This window comes from Caulobacter sp. FWC2, assembly GCF_002742625.1.
Taxonomy (GTDB): Bacteria; Pseudomonadota; Alphaproteobacteria; order Caulobacterales; family Caulobacteraceae; genus Caulobacter.
Genome location: NZ_PEBF01000001.1, coordinates 3,513,790 through 3,533,109, shown reverse-complemented (window position 1 = coordinate 3,533,109; position 19,320 = coordinate 3,513,790). Strand labels below are relative to the sequence as shown.

Here is a 19,320-nt window from a genome sequence, read left to right as displayed (position 1 = left end):
TCTAACCGGCGAAGGAAGCGGGCAGCAGGCGCTCGTAGCCACGCCGCACCGCGCTGTAACACTCACAGGCCATGGCCTCGAGGCCGGCGCGGTCCAGGATGTCGACCACGCCGCGGCGATAGCGGATCAGGCCCTTGCTTTGCAGCGAGCCGGCGACGGCCGTGACGGTCGTGCGCTGGACGCCCAGCATGTCGGCCAGGAACTCCTGGGTGAGGTTGACCGTGTTGCTGTCGATGCGGTCGTGGCAGCCTAACAGCCAGCGGCAGAAGCGCGCCTCGACGGCGTGCAGGGCGTTGCAGGCCACCGACTGAATGGCATGGCCGAAAAGCGCCTCGTTGTGACGGTCGACCAGATCTCGCAGAGCCGCGCTGCGCCGCCAGGCGTCATGCAGCGGCCCGGCGGCGATTCGGAGGGTCGAGCCCGGAGCCTGGACGATAGCGCGGCTCAGCGACTGGCGCGGCGCGACGGCGACCATCAGGCCAAGAGCGCCTTCACGACCGATCGTTGCCGACTCAATGGCCGCGCCGCTTTCCATCAGGGTCATCAGCGAGATGACGCAGTCGTTCGGGAAATAGACCTGATCGATCAGGTCGCCCGGATCGTAGAGCAGGCGCCCCTTCCCAAGATCGACCGTCGACAGATGAGGCGCGAGGATGGCCGCGTCTTCGGACGGCAGTGCGGAAAGCAAACGGTTCTTCAAGGTCGCCAACGGCCCAGTCATAAGGAATCGAACGCCGTCTCACGGCAAGGGTTGCAAGCTATAGGTGGGGCCGTTCTGGGGCGCCGTCGCTTAGCCGACACAATCCAGTAAGGAGCGCCGCAAAAGCAGAGGAGTCCACTAAACTGTCTGTTTTTCGCCATCATTTAATCGAGAGCAGGTTCGTCGGGTTGCCGACATAACTGCTCAGTCAAGGCGCGTCGCAACTTGAGGTGATCTGAAGCGGGCAAAGAAAAGCCGCCCTCGCGAGGGCGGCTGGTAGGGGCTTAAGGGGGAAGGGATCAGGACAGATTGACGTGGGTTTCTCGGCCCACGTCCGGCTTGTCGCCGGTAATATTGGCCTTGGCGATTTCCCAGGCGAAGCGCACGCCGCCCTTCGAGGCCCAGGTCTGGGCGTCGATCAGGTCGAAGCGCAGAAGGGTGAGGCTCGGGTCGTCCTTGCCGCGCGGGAACCAGGCGGCGGCCATCGGGGTCCAGTAGCGATCGATCCGCGCGCGGTCGCGATCCTCGGAGAGGCGCCCGCCGATGCAGGCCTGGAACTCCTGATCCTTGGCCTCGACGATGAACATCGCCTTGTCCTGGCCATCGCGCACGGCCTTGATCAAGTCGTTGTCGTCGTTGGTGAAGAACCACAGGGCGTTGTCGTCCTGTTCGGCGAAAGCCGTCATGGGCTGGAAGTGGCCGCCGGTGGCGGGCACGCCCAGCATGCCGAAGCGGGCGTGGTCGATTTCCTTCCAGAGGCGGCGCTCGGCCTCGCCCTGGTCTTGAACGGTGTCATGCATGGGAGGTCTTCCTTGCGATCGGGTAATCGCAAGGAAGAACCGTCGGCGCGGGCGGCGGTTCCTGCGCCCCAGGTCGCCGAGCCTCACCCGGGGATGGGAGGCGCTCGGGCGATCTGGTCCCACGCGTGCGAGCCCCCGTCAGCTACCCTGAAGGCGAAGGCTCGAACGCTCGAGGGTCTTTTGGAGGCGCACCGCCGACGCCTCCGCTGTTTCAGCCTATTTCGACTTGGCGAAGGCCGAGGACATCCAGCCGCGCGCGCCGTTCTCGTCGTCGACCTCCATCCAGACGCCGTTGCGCTGGCCAGTCGGATAGACCGTGCCGCCAGCCTTGACCTTGCCGACGATGGCGCCGGTGGGCGAGGCGGCGCCGCGCAAGGCGACTTCCTGGGTCGTGGCCAGCAGGTTCGGCGCGGCGGACGCGGCCGGCGCGGAGGTGGTCAGGGTGGCCGAGACTTGCGTGACAGCCGCCGCGCCGCACTTGCCCTGATAGAGACCGCCCATGATCGCCCGGCGCTGTTGGGCGACCTGGATGGCCTGGGCTTCACGCTGGGCCTTGGCGGCGGCGGAGGCCTTGGCCTGTGCGGCGGCGGCGTTGGCGAACATGCCGAGGCCGGGAACGCGGCCCAGGGCCCCGCTGTAGAGTGCAGCGTTGACGCCCAGGCTGGCGGCCGTCTCGGCTCCGCGCGCGCCAGCCTCGGCGCTGGCGATGGCGTTATTCGAGACGCCCATCAACTGGTCCATGCGGACCATCTCGGCGCTGATCTGGTCGCAGCTCATCATCGCGTCGGCGGGATAGCTGAGCTGCAGCTGCGCGTGGGCGGAAGAGGCTAGGGCCAGGCTCAGCGCGAGGGCGGTGGCGGCGATGGTCTTGGTCATGATGGCTCCCTTGGACGGAAGCCGTCTATGAAACCCGCTCCCCGCGAGACCCCGGTCCGTCAGTACGAGAACGACGGTATCCGGAGCGCGCCGGGAGGGCCTATCCCCAGGGCTGGGGGTAGGCAAAGCGCGTCGGGCGACGTGTGAGCGGTTCGCCGCCCGGACGCGCGTAAGGAAAAAGCCTTAGAAGCCCATCAGCCGCGCATAGCGGTCGCGGTGGAAGCTGGCGCCGCCGAATAGGGCCTCGGTGACGCGGGCGCGCTTCATATACAGGCCGGCGTCGTGGGCGTCGGTCATGCCGATGCCGCCGTGCATCTGGACCATCTCGTTGGTGGCCAGGTGCGCCAGGTCGCTGGCCTTGGCCTTGGCGAGGGAGGCGAGGGCCCGGGTGTCACCCCCGGCGTCAAAGGCTTCCAGGGCGGCCTCGACGCACGAGCGGGTGGTCTCGATGTCGGTGAACCACTTGGCGGCGCGATGCTGCAGGGCCTGGAACGTGCCGATGACCTGACCGAACTGGGTGCGGGTCTTGATGTAGTCCAGGGTGATGTCGAAAGCCGCCGAGGCGCTGCCCAGCATTTCGGCGGCGAGGCCGGCATAGGCGCGGTCCAGGACCGGTTCCAGGACCGCCCAGCCCTTGTCGACCTCGCCCAGCACGGCGTCGGCTCCGACCTCGACGCCGTCGAAGGCGATCCGGGCCGCGCCGCGCGAGTCGATCAGCGAAAGGTGCGTGCGCACCACGCCGGGCGCGTCGCCGGCGACCAGGAACAGCGTCAGGCCCTCGGTCGAGCCCGGCGCGCCGCCGGTGCGAGCGACGACGATCAGCAGGTCGGCGGCCTCGCCGTCCAGCACCAGCGTCTTGGTTCCGTTGAGCACATAGCCCGAGGCGGCCTTGGTCGCGGTCAGGGCCGTGCGGGCCGGATTGTGGTGCGAGCCCTCATCGACGGCCAGGGTCGCGACGGCCTCGCCGGTGGCGATCTTCGGCAGCCAGGCCGCCTTCTGCGCGTCCGAGCCGCCCAGTTGCAGGGCCGACGCCCCGATCAAGGCGGTGGAGAGCAGGGGAGAGGCGGCCAGGGTGCGGCCGGTCTCTTCAAGGATCAAACCAAGGCCCAGATAGCCGAAGGCCGAGCCGTCATAGTCTTCCGGAACGATCACCCCAGCCCAGCCCATCTGGCCCATCTGCGCCCAGGCAGCGGGATCGAAGCTCTGCTTGGACTTGCCGTCCCGCAGCTTGCGCAGGGCGCCGACGGGGGCGCTTTCGCTGGCCCAGCCCTTGGCGGCGTCGCGCAGCATGGTCTGTTCTTCGGTCAGGACGGCCATCAGGCGTGCTCCCTGGATTGATGACGGACGGCCCAGTCGAGGGCCTGTTCCAGACGGTCGTTGCCCCAGAAGAGCTCGCCGTCGGCGGTGAGAAAGCTGGGCGCGCCAAACAGGCCGCGTTCCTTGGCCATGCGGACATGGTCCTTGAGCAGGGCCTTGATCGGATCGGACTGAGCGGCGGCCAGGACGTGTTCGGGACCCGCGCCGACCTCGGCGATCAGGGCGCTGAGGACCTCGGGGCTGCCGATGTCCAGGTCGTCGACGAAGTTGGCCTGATAGGCGGCGCGGCTGAACTGAGGCGTCCAGCCGTCCTCCAGTCCGACCAGCGCCACGCGAGCGGCCAGCAGGCTGTTGCGCGGAAACTGGCTGGGACGATGCAGGGGCAGGCCCTGCTGATCGCAGACCCGCTCCAGGTCGCGCCACATGTACTCGCCTTTCACGGGGAAGACGTTGAAAGGACTGTCTTTCAGCCCCTGCTGCTCATGGAACAGGGGGCCGACGATGAACGGCCGCCAGGCCACGGCCACCCCCTTGTTGGCGGCCAGTCGCTCGATGCGCATGGCCGCCGGATAGGAGTAGGTCGAGCCTAATTGGAAGGTTACACACCTTAGTTTATAAGCCCTTTCGTCCACTCGAACGAGGGATACGCTCAGTCTCAACGAACTCTCCCTAGTGTGGCCCGATGGACGAAGTTCAAACGCCTGTTTACATCTACATCAGGTTCTCGACGCCCAAGCAAGACAAAGGGACATCCGAGGTCCGTCAGCAGGAACTCTGCGAGGACTACGCCAAGCGTCGTGGCTGGAACGTCGTCGAGATCATCCGCGATCTTGGGAAGTCGGCATGGTCTGGCGCGCACCTTGCCACTGGCAATCTCGGCGAGTTTGCCGACCGCGTTCGCGCCGGGGACATTTCGCCGGGGGCAATTCTTCTCGTCGAACGTCTCGACCGTCTCTCCCGTGAAGGCCATCGGGTGGCCCACAAGTGGATGAACGACATGTTCGACCACGGTCTTTCCATCGCCGCCGTTGGTTCTGGTGACACGATCTTCGGACCCGACAGCGACCTTCTTCCGACCATCGAAATCCTGATGAAGGCCAAACTTGCCAAGGAAGAGTCGGACGCCAAGTCGGAACGGGTCCAAGAGGCCTTCGCTCGCAATCTGGACGCGGCGAAGGAGAAGGGACGAAAGCTAACCGCCAAACCGCCGGGGTGGCTCGTTCTGAACGAAGGCCGAACGGGTTTCAGTGTGATCGCCGACCGTGCTGCGACCATCCAGGTCATCTATCAAATGTCGGCGGACGGCTACGGCGTGCCGACCATCGCGCGCAAGCTGAACGAGTTGAAGCGCGAGCCGTGGGGCGGTTGGCGGAAGGGGCCGAGGAAGTGGGAAGGGTCGTCCGTGGCGATGCTGCTGCGTCATCCAGCCGTTGAGGGTGATTACGTGCGGGGGTGGCTCACGCCCGCGAAGGTCGGCAACGGTGAGCGACTCGTTGGCTACTACGGCAAGGGCATCGTTGACGCTGATTTGGTCGCCCGTGCCCGCGCCGGGATGACGAGTCGCGACCGCACCGGTGGCGCCCGCCGGTCTGAGGTCGTCAACCTGTTCGCGGGGCTGGTAAAGTGCGTTGCCTGCGGAGCGAAGATGCACCTTCGTTCCAGTGCAGTGAAATCGCGTCTGTATCGTTACTTCCAGTGCTCAAATGCCTTCCACGGTCGCGGCTGCGATCAGAAGGCCATGTTCGCCTACGCGCCGTTTGAGGCGGCTGCGTTAAACGAAATCCTGCACCTTGCTCTTGACGACCGCCATTTCCGAAAGGCTGACGACAGCTATAGGCGAACGGTCGAATTGGCTGACGCCAAGAAGGTCGTGACCGACCTGTCCGAGCAGAAGCGACGGCTGTTGGTGAGGTCGTCGATGCTGGAAGACGACGACGCTGATCTCCAAGCCGTATTGTCGGACCTGACTGCGCGTCAGCGCGAGGCCAGGACGGTCATAGAACAGGCTGAGAAGGCCTTAGAAGCGGCCCGTGGAGCCGTGAGCCCTGCGGAGCACCTTGAACGGGTTGTGGGGGTCCGTGAGGCCCTTTACGCCGAGGATGACGAGACGAGAGCGGCGGCGCGAATGAAGGTCGCGGCGGCCATCAAAGGGATGGGCGTCGATGTGCGGTGCGGTGTTGAAGGTGCGGAGCGGTTTCTTTGGCTGGTGATGGCTGGCGGCCTGTTCACGGCTCGCTTCGACAATCACGGCAAGGTCGTCTACCGGCAGACGGTTGGCACCCCGGCAACGCCCGCTGAACTTGCTGCGCTCAAGGCTCATACGCCGACGTGGGCTCGGGCATCCGAAGACTATATGCGGCGCCTAGAAACAGAAGAAAGTAGCAAGGCCCACAATCCTCATCCACTCGACGGGCTGCGGGATGTTCATGTGGAACACATTCGCGTTTCTCAGGAAGAAATCTTGGAATTCTCCGGCTTGATTGAGGTGGATAGCGACGGCAGGTAAAATCAGGTATGCTACAATGAGTGCGGCATTTCTTTTGCTATCCTATAATAACTTGCGCGACTAACTCCCGCGAGCTTTTGAATTTCGGATGCTGTGAAACCGGCGCGCGAGAGTTTAAAAATCTCACCAGACTTGGACCGTGCTGTCGCAGGTCGGCCTTTAAATTTGCCATCGGCTTTTGCTTTCGCGATGCCAACTCGCTGGCGTTCCAGCATGACTTCGCGCTCAAATTCGGCAACGGCTCCCATCATTGTCAGAAGCAATTTTCCTGTCGAAGTTTGCGTGTCGATATTCATGGATAGAATTCTTACGCGCACCCCTCGATTCGACAATTGATCGACTATACGGACGAGTTCGGACGTATTTCGAGCAAGCCTATCTGGCTTTGTGAAAACAAACTCATCTCCGCTTCGGAGAAATAGTAGAGCTTCCCTCAGTCTGTCCCGGTTCGCGTCAACGCTCGAAATTTGTTCCGAATATATGTTCGTGCATCCAGCCGCCTTGAGTTCGCAAATTTGGTCTTCCAGACCGGCAATTTGTTCAACGCTGCTGGTGCGAGCGTATCCAACAATGGCGTTAGACGAAATAATATCATTAGACATAAAGACCATATGAGACTCTATATCTCAAAAGTCAAACTTAGAGTCATCTGATACTCAAAATGGTCGTCTCGCATGGGCATGGTCTTTGAGAGTATCTGTTCTACTTCTTTGCCATGAGATCGCGAATGCGGTCGTTCGCGGTGTTGCGAGTGTCGTTGTATGCGCGGCGGGCGTCAGCTTCACGTCTCCCCGCAGCTTGAAGGCGACGGCTTCTCTCGCTGCCAAGGGGGAGTTTCTGAGCAGCGACGCGGGCGTCCTTCGCGCTGGCCTCCTTGGAGGCCAGGACGGCGGACGCGGAGGTTACGCGCTCTCGCTGATGCCCGATCTTCGTGGTCAGTTCGCCGCCCGTTTCGATTAGTTCGCGATAGCGCATGTCACAGCCTCATATCCCGGAGGTCGGGGTTCAGGATCATGGCTTCGTCGATCTCCCGCTGCGTGGCTGCCATCTTGCGACGGACATGGGCCGCGTAGGCCTCGGCGAAGTCCCGGTCGAGTGTCCGCTTCCGTGCGTTCTCGATGAGTGCGGCGACGCTGAACTCGCTGTGCTGATCATCCATGGGCCGTGTCATCCAGCAGCGAGACGAGGAGGCGGGCCGCGAGGTCGGGCTGGCCCTCAGTCAGAAGCATTCGATGTAGGCGAACGGCGATGTCGGCTGGAAGCGGGCGGTGCCAGTTCGTCGAGCAGAAGTTGTGCGATTTTCCAGCCCAGTCTTCACTCCAAGAGCGCATGGACTGTGTAAGTTCACGTTCGAGCATGTAGTTGTAAAGTTCTCCGACGATCATAGAGTGGTCTCCAATTGTTCCACTTCTATTTATCCCGGAAGTCAGCGAATTAAATTGACTGGTAATTGGTGTTACCGCCAGAATGGTCTCGTTGACTAAATAGTATTGGTATGGGAAGTTACTACGACAAGATCAGCTTCGAGGCACAGTTCAATGCGTGTCGCCGTGAGCACTATGCGCGTTGGTTGGGCGATCCGTCCTTCAACGTAGCGATTACACTGAACTTCAATGGACCTATCTCGGTAGGTAATGCTGGAGCGTGCATAGGCACGCTATTTCGTGATGTAGACAGGGTTCTTCTTGGGTCGCGATTCAATAAGTATAGAGATGCAAGAACCGAGGGTGTGTTCTTTTTTGAACATGTGAATTCAAACATTCACGCTCACGGGTTGCTGCAAGTTCAGCCAAGCCGCGTCGGTCGCTTCATGGAGCTATTCCCGGAATGCGGTCGCGGCATTTGGTCAGATGTTTGGAAGTCAGGAACACAGTTTGTAAGAACTGCCCACGATCCTGCCGGTTTTGCTCGTTACATCACAAAGGAGCAGTTCGCATCGTCTTCCCCGGAGACGATGGTTATTCTAAGCGATTTCTACGCTCAGAGGGGATGATGATTGTCGTGGTTGATTGCTGATCCAGCGCAATCAGATTTCATCATAAATTTCTTGTCGAACTGCGGGTGATTTGCCCGCATTGGCGGAGCCATGTCTGAAAACAGTTACTAACTTTCAGAAGAAACAAGAATGGCTGGAGTAACCTTCAATACTTGCGAAAGTTCCCACAGGGAAACAATCGTCGGATTTCTACGGCCCCGCTCAAGGTCGCTGAGGTATTGTTGAGAGAAGCCCGATTGTTCAGCCAACTGTTCTTGAGTGAGGCCTAACGCCAAACGCGCCCTCCGCACATTCTGTCCGACCGTCAGCCTCATGTCCATGACGGCAACGTCGCCGTTCGGACACGTGGGGTTTATCAACTATAGTATGTATAACAATATCAACTAAAGTGTGTGACACGCAACTTGCGCGACTCGCGCTGCGTGAGGTTGAATGTCAAGTTGTCCGGGACAAGTGGTCGGGTGTGTTGGACGCCATGGCGGGAGCCTTTTCCGCTGTTTGGCCTGCGGGGTTGTTGGGTGCCGGGAGCCGCGTTGCGGGAACCATTCGCTTAACCCGTCTGGTCGCTGCCTGCGCTGCAACGCCAGCAGCAAATACAAGGCGTTCTGAGGGGGCTCGATAAGTGGTGTCGTCGTTGTCAGGTGTTGGGGCGAACCAAGCCCGTCAAGCTCTGGCTGCTGCTGAGCGGAATCTGACCACTTCCCAAACACGGATCGCGACCGGCAAGCGAGTTTCCTCGGCGAAGGACAACGGTTCGACCTATTCCATAGCCACGCGCATGAACTCCGACGTTCAGGCATGGAAGACGGTCGGCGACAGCCTCAATCGTGGCCAGTCGATCTTAGGCGTTGCTGCAACATCCTCGGAGAACGTCCAGGACATTCTCAGCAAGGCCAAGGAACTCGCTCTCGCTTACACGGACCCGTCCATAGCCGACGACCAGCGGAAGACGATCAAGGCCAGCATTCAGCAACTCGTCGATCTGGCCGACAGGGCCGTGGGTAGCGCGGAGTTCGACGGCGTGAACTTGTTGAACGTGCCCCAATCGTCGGCCACAGCGATAGACCTCCACCCTCCGGCGCCGGTGCTGGCTGGGCCAAATGTGCACGCTTGGGACTGGTGGGACTCGGCGCCAGCGGTAAGCGGAAAGATTGAGATTGCGTGGATCAATCCACCATCCGTTTCAGCCTCGTTCCCCATCAACTACGGGGCACAGACTTTCTCGCCGTCCCAAGTTTATTTGTCGGGTATTCCCCTGAATACTCCGGCCAATCCGGTTGTTTCGTTCCCATTCACCGGTAGCTCGGCGATCTGGCTGAGCTTTCACGGTTCCGATCAAACTTACATCAAGTCGATCAAGTTCATTCCTGATGGCCCGCAGGTCGTTCACAACGAAGTTGTGACCAACCCGGAGGGCGAGCGATACGCCCTCAAGGACTACGACATCACGAAGAGCGCGCTTGGGCTTGACCCGCTTTCAGACGATCCGGCCACGCTGCTGAATTCAGTGGGGCAGGCGATCTCACGAGTCAGCGACGTGGGGCAATCCATTGGCCGACAGCAAAACGCCGTCGAGGGAATGGCCGCTCAGGCGGTCGCGCAGGGCAACACTCTTGAGACCGGCGTAGGGAACATCACCGACGCTGATATGGCGAAAGAGGCTGCCGAGGTGGAGGCTGGGAAAGCGCAAGTTCAGTTGTCCCAAACTGCACTTGCGATAGCGAACGCTGCTCCCAAGTGGATTCTGTCTCTGTTCCGGGGAGGATGAGTTTGACCCCTGATCTATCTGAAAAGTGCCATCGCGGAATGAGCGAGAGGCGTGATGCTGGGTGGCGCCGATTTCTGCGGGCCAATGGGCCGTTGACACTGGTCGGATGGGCCTGCTTGGGCGTTGCTGCCGTATTGGCCCTCATGGGCTTGTTTGGCGTTCTGGGTGGCGTTCATGCCGGATGATCAGGACAACCTGCTTGGCGACGAGCTTTACACTCGCCTTTGGATGATCCGCCGGGAGGTCGAGGCCGGGACGGCGGACCCCGAGACGGTTGAGCGTTGGGAAGAGCTTCGCGAGACGATCACAGTCATCGTGGACAGCCTGCGAGCGGCCATCCTGGCCGCGAAGCCGCCGGATCGAGACCGGGCTATGCGACGTTGGATTCAGGCCTTTGTCGATGAGCACTGGCCGCAAGCGACGCTGCACTGAACGCTTTGAGGGTTGGCTCGGCGCCGTTTCCACGCGACGCCGAGCCCCACGGTCATTCGCTCTAAGCGGACGACCGCCATCGCACGGCGAAAGATCGCTCAGGCTTTCTTAGAGCGCAATAGGCACCCCGAGGCGACGCTGGCGCCTACCTTGCGAAGCAGAGTCCTTGGAAATAAGGGTGTGCAACCTTCCAATTGACCGAGGCGAACTCGTACCAAAATTCTAACATGGCCAGAATTCGATCATGGCTCTACTGGTGGTCCAGGAGTCCGAGGACGCGCTTGGCGACGACGTTGAGGTTCACCTCGCTGGTGCCGCCCTCGATCGAGTTGCCCTTGGCGCGCAGCATGGCGCGCGGGGCGGCCAGTTCTTCCGACGTGAAGCCTTCGCCCTCCCAGCCCAGGCCTTGCAGGCCCAAGGCCTCGACCAGCAGCTCGGTGCGCTCCTGGTTCATCTTGGCGGCGGCGTACTTGATGATCGAGACGGCGGCGCTGGGGCCCGAGCCCTGCTTGGACTCGGCTTCGGCGCGGCGCACGGTCAGCATGAAGGCGTGGGCGTCCATCGAATGGGCCGCCAGGCGCGCACGGAAGTCGCCGTCGGCGATCCGGCCTTCGCTGTCGACGCCGATCTCCTTCTTGGCCGCCTCGACGGGACCCAGGCCGCCGCCGCCGCCGAAGCCCGAGGCGCTGATGTTCTGGCGCTCGTACTGCAGCAGGCGCTTGGCGATGTCCCAGCCGCCGTTCAGCTTGCCGACCAGCTGTTCCTTGGGGACCTTCACATTGTCGAAGAAGGTCTCGCAGAAGGGCGAGGAGCCGCTGATCAGCTTGATCGGCCGGGCCTCGACGCCGGGCGAGGTCATGTCGAACAGAACGAACGAGATGCCCTCGTGCTTCTTAGTGGTGTCGGTGCGCACCAGGCAGAAGATCCAGTCGGCCTGGTCGGCATAGCTGGTCCAGACCTTCTGGCCGTTGATCAGGTAGTGGTCGCCCTTGTCTTCGCACTTGGTCTGCAGGGACGCGAGGTCGGAGCCGGCGCCGGGCTCGCTGTAGCCCTGGCACCAGCGGGTCTCGCCACGCACGATCTGCGGCAGGAAGCGCTGCTTCTGCTCTTCGGTGGCGTATTCCAGCAGAACCGGGCCCAGCATCCAGACGCCGAAGCTCATCAGGGCCGGGCGCGCCTTCAGGCGACGCAGTTCCTGCTCAAGCACCTTGTTCTGGGCCTTGGACAGGCCGCCGCCGCCGTATGCCTTCGGCCACATCGGAGCGGTCCAACCCCGCTCGGCCATCCGGTCCAGCCACAGCTTGGCGTCGGGGTTCTTCCAGACCATCTTGCGGCCGCCCCACGGGGCTTCGTCCTCGCCCATCGGGGCGCTCAGGGACGGCGGATAGTTGGCCTCGAGCCAGGCGCGGGTCTCGGCGCGGAAGGCGTCGAGCTCGGTTCCCCCGAAATCGGCCATCGTCTCATCTCCCTAAGCGGACGGTTATTGGTCGACACACTACGCCGCCCCGCGACGGCGGCAAGTCGATTCAAACGGTCGTTCGCATCTTGACTGGCGACCGTGTCACGGTTTGCGCGGTATAGAAGGGCTCGCTGTTGGATCCCGCAGGGGATTCGTCACTTCGGGATCTGGATGTCCTCGACAGTTTTCAGGCCCGCGGCCCTGGCGATCGCCCCGACCCTGGCGGCGATCCTGACCGCGTCGGCCGGCGTCATGCTTCTGGCTTCGGGGGCCACCCCGTCCGAGCCGACCCGGTTCCTGCTGCTGCTGGCCTTCGCGCCGGATCTGCTGATCGAGATCAGCCACTTCTTCTCTTCCATCCTGGGCCTGGTCCTGCTGCTGCTGGCGTTCGGCCTGCGGGCGCGGCTGGGGGCGGCCTGGTGGGCGGCCCTGGTCGTATTGGCCGCCTCGGCGGTGCTGGCGATCTTCAAGGGCCTGAACTGGGAGGAGACGGCGATGCTGAGCGTCTGCTTCCTTTCGATCGTTCCTTTCCACGACGCCTTCCCGCGCAAGGCGGCCCTGACCCGGATGGAGGTCACGCCGGGCTGGCTGCTGTCGGCCGGCGCGGTCGTCGGCGGGGTTGCGCTGCTGGGCTGGTGGTCGTTCAACCACACCGAATATGTCGACAAGTCCTTCCTGCGCGTGTTGCAGGACGATGAGCTTCGGGCGATCCGCTCGTCGGTGGCGGCCGCCATCGTGCTGCTGGCCGTTGGCGTCTGGCGCCTGATCGCCACTGCCGCCACCCCGTCCGTCGTCGACGACACCGATCCGGAATTCGACCGCGTCCGGGCCATCCTGGCCAAGGCTCAGGACGCCGAGCCCAGCGCCAACCTGGCCCTGCTGGGCGACAAGCGCTTCCTGTTCTCGGCCTCGGGCGAGAGCTTCCTGATGTTCGGCGTGCGCGGGCGGTCGTGGATCGCCTTGGGCGCGCCGATCGGCAAGGAGGAAGAGCGCATGGAGCTCTTCTGGCGCTTCCGGGAGCTGGCCGACGCTCACGCCGCGCGGGCCGGCTTCTATGGCCTGGGTCCCGACGACCTTCCGGACTCCGTCGACCTGGGCCTGGCCATCCAGAAAACCGGCGAGAGCGCCGCGGTCCCCTTGGAGGCGTTCAGCCTGGCCGGCCGCCGCCGCGAGGTGCTTCGCCGTAACTGGCGCAAGGCCGGGGAGGGCGGCGCGGCCTTCGAAGTGCTGCCGGCCGGCGCTGCCGTAGCGATCATGGACGAGCTGAAGGCCATCTCCGATGCTTGGCTCAGCCACCACGCCGGCGGCGAGAAGAGCTTTTCGATGGGCGGCTTCGACCCCCGCTACGTGGCCGAGTTCCCGGTCGCGGTGGTGCGGGGCGAAGAGGGCAAGATCGTCGCCTTCGCCACTCTGTGGCTGACGGCCTGCAAGACCGCGTTCTCGATGGACCTGATGCGCTACTCCGACGAGGCGCCGAAGAACGTCATGGACTATCTGTTCGTCGAGCTCCTGCAGTGGGGCAAGGACGAGGGCTACCAGGCTTTCGAGTTCGGCATGGCCCCCCTGGCGGGTCTCGAGGACCGGCCGCTGGCGCCGATCATGTCGCGCGTTGGCCGGCTGCTCTACGAGCGCGGCGAGGAGATCTACAATTTCCAGGGCGTGCGGCGGTACAAGGACAAGTACGACCCCGTCTGGCAGCCGCGCTACATTGCCGCGCCTCACAAGTGGGCGATCCCTTTCCTACTCGCCGACATCGGTCTGCTGTCCTCGGGCGGCATGTCGGGCCTGACCAAAAGGCCCAAGAAGACCCCCGCGCGGCCCGCGACCTAGTAGCGCGGCTGGTTGCCGGTCTGCACACCCAGCAGGTTGAACAGATGCACCAGCATCAGCATCAATCCGACCACGCAGACCATCATCAGCGGGCGCCACGGAATCATGCGCGGGCCCTTTAAAACGTTAATGGGACGCGCCCCCAGCCACCCGCAGACAAGTGCAAGCGCCAGGAACACAGCCGCGGCGGAAAGGGTCAGAGGCAGATCCATGGCCGCTTCTAGGCCTGCGACAATCGGCCTGGCAAATGGTTAACCCGCGTTAACCCTCTTGCTTTTAAGGCGCGCTACAGAACTCCAAGACTCTGTCCTGATTCCTCCACAGTGAACCGCACCGCCACTACATCTGGCGTTTTCGTCGCGTTTACTATCTAGGAATCGATGACTAGCGTTTCCCCAAGATGCGGGGAGATCGATTCGCATGACGGCGGCTTCGCCATGGAGCGTTAAGGGGATAGACCCCAAGGCACGGGAGGTCGCTAAGGACCTCGCGCGTCGCTCCGGCATGACTCTTGGCGAATGGCTCAATCGCATGATCATCGAAGGCGATGGTCAGGCGGCGGATCAGTTTGCCGACAAGCCCGGGGATCGGGGCGAGGCGCACAACCGCGCCTATCTGGAAATCGTCAAGGAAGACGCGCCCCCGCGTATCGAAATCGCCGAACACCCGGCGGACGAAGTCGGCCGCGTGGCCGTGGCCCTGGACCGCCTGACCCAGCGCATCGAGGCCGCTGAAGGCCGCAACGCCGCCGCCATCTCCGGCATCGACCATTCCGTCCGCGACGCCCTCTCGCGTCTGGGACAGTCCGAGCGTGAACAGATCGCCGTGGCCGCCCGTTTCGAGGGCGCCGTCAACGAGCTGAAAACCGAGCAGGCCCGCGCCGCCGAGCGCGCGCGTCGGATGGAAGCCGAGGCCGCTGGGCCGCGTTCGGCCGAGGCGCTTCGCGCGCTCGAAGGCGCCTTGGGTAAGGTCGCCGGCCACCTCTATGACGGCGAGGCCCGCACCCGCGAGGCGATCGCCGCCCTGGAAGCCCGCGTCAACGCCACCGCCGCGCCGCAGGATCCCACCGCCCTGGTCGACGCCGTTGTGGCGCGCCTCTCCGAACGCCTGGAAGCCGCCGAGACCCGCACCACCGAGGCCCTGCGCGACATGAGTTCGTCGTTCTCGGCCCTGGACCAGCGCATGGGCGCGCTGGAGGGCGCCAATCCCGTCGCCGGCGTGCAGGAGCGCCTGGACGGCCTGGCCCTGAGCCTGACCCAGAAGATGGAAGCCGCTCGCCTGGAGATGGCCGCCAAGCTGCGCGAGAGCGCGGACGGCCGCTTCGACCGCATGGAGCGCAAGCTGGGCGAGATGGCCGCCCACGTTCAGGCCGCCGAGCAGCGCTCGGCCCAGGCCATCGAGCGCATGGGCCGCGAAGTGGTCGGCGTCGCCGACGCCTTCAATCGCCGCGTCCAGGCCGCCGAGCAACGCAACACCACGGCCATCGAGCAGGTCGGCGGCGAAGTCGCCCGCATCGCCGCCACCGTCGAGCACAAGCTGAACCGCGCCGACAGCGTCCAGGCTCAAGCCCTGGAAAAGCTGGGCGCGGAAATCGCCCGCATCACCGAGAAGCTGGCCGAGCGCATCGGCAGCGCCGAGCGTCGCAACGCCCTGGCCATCGACGATGTCGGCGAGCAGGTCGCCCGCGTCACCGAGCGCCTGAACCAACGCCACGAGCGCTCCAGCCAGGAACTGGTCGACCGCATCCGCCAGAGCGAGGAGCGCACGCTCCGCATGCTGGAAGAAGCGCGCGACAAGATCGACACCCGCCTGCATGACGCGGCCCGCAAGCTGGAGACGCCGGCCCCGGCGCCCGCCCAGGCCCCCACGCCGTCCCGCGCCGCGCCGGCCCCGGCCGTCTCGCCTTTCGACGACCCCTATTTCGGCAAGTCGGCTTCGTTCAGCCAGTCGACCGCTTTCGACGACGACGTCGACGAGGACGTGTTCGACGCGCCCATCGCCCCGTCGCGTGAACCCAGCTTCGAGATCGCCGAGTTCCCGGCCGCCGAGCCGGAAGAGCGCACCTTCGCGCACGACGACTACGCCATGGCCGACGGCTTCGAGCCGGAAGCGCCGCGCTATGAAGAGGTCGAGCCTGAGGTCTCCGACTTCGCCCCGGTCGAGCCCGCTCGCCCAATGTCGACCCGCGACATCATCGAGCAGGCCCGCGCCGCCGCCCGCGCCGCGGCGGCTGCCGACGCCAAGAGCCTCGGCAAGGCCAAGCCGGAAAAGAAGGCCAAGGCTTCCAAGCCTGCCAAGGGCGAAAAGACCGGAACGCCGCTGTTCAGCGGCTTTGGGTTCGCCAAGAAGTCCAAGAGCCGCCTGGGCGCGACCGTCGCCACCGCCGTGATGGTGTTCGGCGGCGCCGGCGCCCTGGGCGCCATGGTCGGCGGCTTCCTGCTGCTCAGCGCCGACGGCAGCGGGGCGACGCCGACCCGCGTCGCCGACGCCATCGCCGGCCGCAAGTCCGACGTCGAGATCACCCGTCCCGAGGCTGACACCTCGCCGGGCCAGCCGCGCGCCGCCGTGGCCCTGACCACGACCCCGACGCCGGTCCAGGCCGACGTCGGCCCAGCGCCAGTCGCCACCGACAACGCCAAGGCTCTGTTCGAGGACGGCGTCCGCAAGATCGAGACCGGCGATCGCTCGGGCCTCGACGCCCTGCGCAAGGCCGCCAACGGCGGCTACCCCGCCGCTCAGTTCTATCTCTCGAAGATGTACGAGGGCGGCAAGGGCGGGGTGAAGCAGGACATGCCGGAAGCCCGTCGCTGGAGCGAGCGCGCGGCCGCCGGCGGTGACCCTCGCGCCATGCACAATCTGGCGCTCTACTACTTCAAGGGCGAGGGCGGTCCGCGCAACTCGACCACGGCCGCGACCTGGTTCCGCAAGGCCGCCGACACCGGTCTGGTCGACAGCCAGTTCAACCTGGCCCAGCTCTATGAGAGCGGCCTGGGCGTCAGTCAGAACCCGGCCGAGGCCTACAAGTGGTACGTGATCGCTGGCCGTTCGGGCGACGCCACGGCTCGCAGCCGCGCCAACGCCTTGCGGGCCCAGCTGACGGCCGAGGCCCAACAGACCGCCGACCGTTCGGCCCTGGCTTTCCGTCCGCAGACCCAAACCCAGACGGCCAGCCTGACCGCGTCGGCCCCGGCCGCCAACGCCAATCTGGGCCTGGCCCAGAAGGTGCTGTCGCAGCTCGGCTACTACCAAGGTCCGCGCGATGGCGTCGCTTCGCCGGCCCTGCGCATGGCCATCGCCGCCTACCAGCGCGACCAGGGCCTGCCGGCCTCGGGCAGCATGGACGGCGAAACCCTGAACCGCCTGTCGGTCTACGCGCGCTGACTTGATCCTCCCCTGCGACGCGGTGGAGCATCTATCGCGTTGACCCTCCGGACTTCACCCGGCAATCAGGGATACCCCTGACGCCGGAAGGGCCGCGCGCGCCTTGCACTTCTACCTGCCCATCGCCGAGGTGTCGGTCAACGCGCTGCTGCTGGTGGTGCTGGGCGGGCTCGTGGGCTTCATCTCCGGCATGTTCGGCATCGGCGGCGGCTTCCTGATGACACCGGTGCTGGTGTTCATGGGCATTCCGCCGGTCGTGGCCGTGGCCAGCGAGGCCAACCACGTCGCCGCCTCGTCGGTCTCCAGCGTCATCGCCTACAGCAAGAAGCGCTCGGTCGACTTCCGGATGGGCGGGGTGCTGGCCTGCGGCGGGGCGATCGGCTCTTTCATCGGGGTCGAGGTGTTTCGCTGGCTGCGCCTGATCGGCCAGGCGGACTTCGCCGTATCGCTGTCCTATCTGCTGTTCCTGGGCGTCATCGGCGCGCTGATGCTGACGGAGTCCGTGGGCGCGATCCTGCGCCGCCGCAGCGGCCAGCCGCCCAAGCCGCGCCGTGACCGCCGGCCGGCGCTGCTCTACGCCCTGCCGTTCAAGGTCCGCTTCCCGCGCTCGCGGCTTTATATCAGCGTCATCCCGCCGATCCTGCTGGGCGTGCTCGTCGGCGTCCTGTCGGCGGTGATGGGCGTCGGCGGCGGCTTCATCCTGGTGCCGGCCATGATCTACCTGCTGCGCATGCCCGCGCCGGTGGTCGTCGGCACCAGCCTGTTCCAGATCGTCATCACCACCTCGCTGACCAGCGTGCTGCAGGCCGGCCGCAACCAGACGGTCGATATCGTGCTGGCGACCCTGCTGCTGATCGGCGGGGTAGTGGGGGCGCAGCTGGGCGCGCGAGCCTCGGGCCGTTTCCGCGCCGAGGAGCTGCGGGCGCTGCTGGCCCTGCTGGTGTTGCTGGTCGGGCTGCGCATGGGCGCGGACCTGTTCATCAGGCCCGAGGAAGCCTTCGTCATCATGACGGGGACGAGCCGATGATTCCGTTGGTCGCCGCCCCGCCCGCGCCCGCCGTTTCTGCGGCGCTCACCGACACCGAGATCCGGGTCAGCTCGGGCTTCCGGGGCGCGCGGATCGTGCTCTATGGCGCGGTCTTCGACCCCAAGGACCGGCCCAGCGACATCGTCGTCATCGTGCGCGGCCCCGACCAGCCGCTGCGCATCGCCCGCAAAACCCAGGTCGCCGGCCTGTGGCTGAACAGTCGGCCGGTGGTGTTCCGGGGCGCGCCGGGCTTCTACCGCGTGGCCTCGACCCGCAGGCTGCAGGACATCGCCGGCTTCGCGCCGCTGCGCCACCTGGGCGCGGGGCTGGAGCACCTGGCCATCGCCGCGCCCCTGGAGCAGCGCGTCGAGACGACCTACGGCGTCCGCGACGTGGTGGTCAGTCGGCTGGGCGCCGACTATCTGGACTGGCGGCGCGCGGTGCTGCGCCTGAAGGAAAAGGCCGGCCTCTACGCGGCCGACCCGCAAGGCGTCCGCTTCGTCGACAAGGGCCTGTTCCGCGCCGAGCTGGACCTGCCCGCCGAGGCGCCGATCGGCCAGTACACCGCCCGCATCGTGCTGTTCCAGGACGGCAAGCCCGTGTCGATCCGCGACCGCACCCTGGTGGTCGAGAAGGCCGGAGCGGAGAGAGCATTGTATCTGTTCGCCAAAGATCGTCCGTGGACCTATGGGCTTGTGTCGGTAATAGTCGCCCTCGGGGCAGGGTGGGCGGCTTCGGTCGCCTTCCGAAGGAGTTGAGCATGAACGAGTCCGCGGGCGAGCGGACGCCGGTTCCGCCGGCGGTGTGGGTCTTTGGTCTGTCGACCCTCATTCCCTTTTTCATTTCGTCGGTGCTGTTCTGCTATGGCCCCGACAGCATCCAGAAGTCGTCGCTGCTGGCGCTGCTGGCCTATTCTGCCGCCATGGTCTCGTACTTCGGCGGCGTGCGCACGGGGCTGGAGATCGAGAACCCCAGCCCGCGCTGGCGTATCCTGGGCATCTCGCTGTTGTTCCCGCTGTCGGGCTTCGGCCTGCTGCTGGGCGAGCTGAAGTTCGAGCCGGCCTGGCAGCTGTCGGGCTTCCTGCTGGTGTTCCTGCTGCAATGGGTCTGGGACGTCACCGACCATGATGGCCCCAGCTGGCGCCCGCGCATGCGCACCCTGATGACCGCCGGCGCGGCCATCTCCCTGGCCTTCGCCCTGGAGCAGGCGCTGCATATGTAGCGCACG

21 protein-coding genes are annotated in these 19,320 nt (G+C 64.7%); 9 read left to right on the top strand and 12 right to left on the bottom strand.

The genetic code is table 11. From position 1 onward, the window contains the following. Window position 1 precedes the first annotated feature (1 nt). The 5 genes from CSW62_RS16950 to CSW62_RS16930 form a co-directional block, all read right to left on the bottom strand. Entirely contained in the window at window positions 2-688 is a 687-nt protein-coding gene (locus CSW62_RS16950; RefSeq protein ID WP_233206707.1) for a Crp/Fnr family transcriptional regulator, read from the bottom strand. Window positions 689-999: 311 nt separating this feature from the next. Next, window positions 1,000-1,500 (bottom strand): pyridoxamine 5'-phosphate oxidase family protein, encoded by a 501-nt coding sequence (locus CSW62_RS16945; protein ID WP_099579770.1) that lies wholly within the window; start codon window positions 1,498-1,500, stop codon window positions 1,000-1,002. Window positions 1,501-1,716: 216 nt separating this feature from the next. Further along, window positions 1,717-2,376, bottom strand: coding sequence for an SH3 domain-containing protein (locus tag CSW62_RS16940; protein ID WP_099579769.1), 660 nt, complete (start codon window positions 2,374-2,376; stop codon window positions 1,717-1,719). Window positions 2,377-2,559: 183 nt separating this feature from the next. Continuing rightward, window positions 2,560-3,693: an acyl-CoA dehydrogenase family protein gene (locus CSW62_RS16935; RefSeq protein ID WP_099579768.1), complete on the bottom strand. Its 1,134-nt coding sequence runs from the start codon at window positions 3,691-3,693 to the stop codon at window positions 2,560-2,562. Continuing rightward, a complete protein-coding gene (locus CSW62_RS16930) occupies window positions 3,693-4,325 on the bottom strand; it encodes a 2-hydroxychromene-2-carboxylate isomerase (RefSeq protein ID WP_099579767.1) in 633 nt (210 codons plus the stop codon). The genes CSW62_RS16935 and CSW62_RS16930 overlap by 1 nt, the downstream gene beginning before the upstream one ends. A gap of 50 nt (window positions 4,326-4,375) precedes the next feature. Between CSW62_RS16930 and CSW62_RS16925 the strand changes: the two genes are divergently transcribed. Beyond that, the gene (locus CSW62_RS16925; RefSeq protein WP_099579766.1) at window positions 4,376-6,199 is read left to right on the top strand and encodes a recombinase family protein; all 1,824 of its coding nucleotides are present in this window, start codon (window positions 4,376-4,378) and stop codon (window positions 6,197-6,199) included. An 11-nt stretch (window positions 6,200-6,210) separates the two neighbouring features. On the opposite strand, the gene CSW62_RS16920 is transcribed toward CSW62_RS16925, so the two are convergent. The 4 genes from CSW62_RS16920 to CSW62_RS26440 form a co-directional block, all read right to left on the bottom strand. After that, window positions 6,211-6,801: a recombinase family protein gene (locus CSW62_RS16920; RefSeq protein ID WP_099582333.1), complete on the bottom strand. Its 591-nt coding sequence runs from the start codon at window positions 6,799-6,801 to the stop codon at window positions 6,211-6,213. A 100-nt stretch (window positions 6,802-6,901) separates the two neighbouring features. Beyond that, the gene (locus CSW62_RS16915) at window positions 6,902-7,174 is read right to left on the bottom strand and encodes a hypothetical protein (RefSeq protein WP_099579765.1); all 273 of its coding nucleotides are present in this window, start codon (window positions 7,172-7,174) and stop codon (window positions 6,902-6,904) included. 1 nt (window position 7,175) lies between these two features. Further along, window positions 7,176-7,358, bottom strand: a complete 183-nt coding sequence (locus tag CSW62_RS16910; RefSeq protein ID WP_099579764.1) for a hypothetical protein — start codon at window positions 7,356-7,358, stop codon at window positions 7,176-7,178. Continuing rightward, window positions 7,351-7,584 (bottom strand): hypothetical protein, encoded by a 234-nt coding sequence (locus CSW62_RS26440; RefSeq protein WP_099579763.1) that lies wholly within the window; start codon window positions 7,582-7,584, stop codon window positions 7,351-7,353. Before CSW62_RS26440 ends, CSW62_RS16910 begins: the two co-directional genes overlap by 8 nt. A 110-nt stretch (window positions 7,585-7,694) precedes the next feature. Here CSW62_RS26440 and CSW62_RS27020 point away from each other — a divergent pair, with 110 nt between their 5' ends. Further along, window positions 7,695-8,192: a hypothetical protein gene (locus CSW62_RS27020; RefSeq protein WP_143324421.1), complete on the top strand. Its 498-nt coding sequence runs from the start codon at window positions 7,695-7,697 to the stop codon at window positions 8,190-8,192. A 110-nt stretch (window positions 8,193-8,302) separates the two neighbouring features. Here CSW62_RS27020 and CSW62_RS16900 read toward each other — a convergent pair whose 3' ends face one another. Further along, window positions 8,303-8,509 (bottom strand): helix-turn-helix domain-containing protein, encoded by a 207-nt coding sequence (locus CSW62_RS16900; protein WP_233206798.1) that lies wholly within the window; start codon window positions 8,507-8,509, stop codon window positions 8,303-8,305. A gap of 308 nt (window positions 8,510-8,817) precedes the next feature. Between CSW62_RS16900 and CSW62_RS16895 the strand changes: the two genes are divergently transcribed. Then, window positions 8,818-9,963, top strand: coding sequence for a flagellin (locus CSW62_RS16895; protein WP_099579761.1), 1,146 nt, complete (start codon window positions 8,818-8,820; stop codon window positions 9,961-9,963). Between the two features lie 174 nt (window positions 9,964-10,137). Continuing rightward, on the top strand, window positions 10,138-10,395 hold the full coding sequence (locus CSW62_RS16890; RefSeq protein ID WP_143324420.1) for a hypothetical protein: 258 nt from the start codon (window positions 10,138-10,140) through the stop codon (window positions 10,393-10,395). A 250-nt stretch (window positions 10,396-10,645) separates the two neighbouring features. On the opposite strand, the gene CSW62_RS16885 is transcribed toward CSW62_RS16890, so the two are convergent. Beyond that, window positions 10,646-11,851, bottom strand: a complete 1,206-nt coding sequence (locus CSW62_RS16885) for an acyl-CoA dehydrogenase family protein (RefSeq protein ID WP_099579759.1) — start codon at window positions 11,849-11,851, stop codon at window positions 10,646-10,648. 174 nt (window positions 11,852-12,025) lie between these two features. On the opposite strand from CSW62_RS16885, the gene CSW62_RS16880 reads away from it, so the two are divergent. After that, window positions 12,026-13,684, top strand: a complete 1,659-nt coding sequence (locus CSW62_RS16880; RefSeq protein ID WP_099579758.1) for a bifunctional lysylphosphatidylglycerol flippase/synthetase MprF — start codon at window positions 12,026-12,028, stop codon at window positions 13,682-13,684. Here CSW62_RS16880 and CSW62_RS16875 read toward each other — a convergent pair. Then, a complete protein-coding gene (locus tag CSW62_RS16875) occupies window positions 13,681-13,896 on the bottom strand; it encodes a hypothetical protein (protein WP_099579757.1) in 216 nt (71 codons plus the stop codon). The genes CSW62_RS16880 and CSW62_RS16875 overlap by 4 nt on opposite strands. A 208-nt stretch (window positions 13,897-14,104) precedes the next feature. On the opposite strand from CSW62_RS16875, the gene CSW62_RS16870 reads away from it, so the two are divergent. From CSW62_RS16870 to CSW62_RS16855, 4 genes are all read left to right on the top strand, one after another. Continuing rightward, window positions 14,105-17,065 (top strand): SEL1-like repeat protein, encoded by a 2,961-nt coding sequence (locus CSW62_RS16870; RefSeq protein WP_099579756.1) that lies wholly within the window; start codon window positions 14,105-14,107, stop codon window positions 17,063-17,065. A 103-nt stretch (window positions 17,066-17,168) separates the two neighbouring features. Beyond that, window positions 17,169-18,092: a sulfite exporter TauE/SafE family protein gene (locus tag CSW62_RS16865; RefSeq protein ID WP_099579755.1), complete on the top strand. Its 924-nt coding sequence runs from the start codon at window positions 17,169-17,171 to the stop codon at window positions 18,090-18,092. Then, entirely contained in the window at window positions 18,089-18,850 is a 762-nt protein-coding gene (locus CSW62_RS16860) for a TIGR02186 family protein (protein WP_099579754.1), read from the top strand. The genes CSW62_RS16865 and CSW62_RS16860 overlap by 4 nt, the downstream gene beginning before the upstream one ends. 2 nt (window positions 18,851-18,852) lie before the next feature. Then, a complete protein-coding gene (locus CSW62_RS16855; RefSeq protein ID WP_099579753.1) occupies window positions 18,853-19,314 on the top strand; it encodes a DUF3429 domain-containing protein in 462 nt (153 codons plus the stop codon). The last annotated feature ends 6 nt before the right edge of the window (window positions 19,315-19,320 follow it).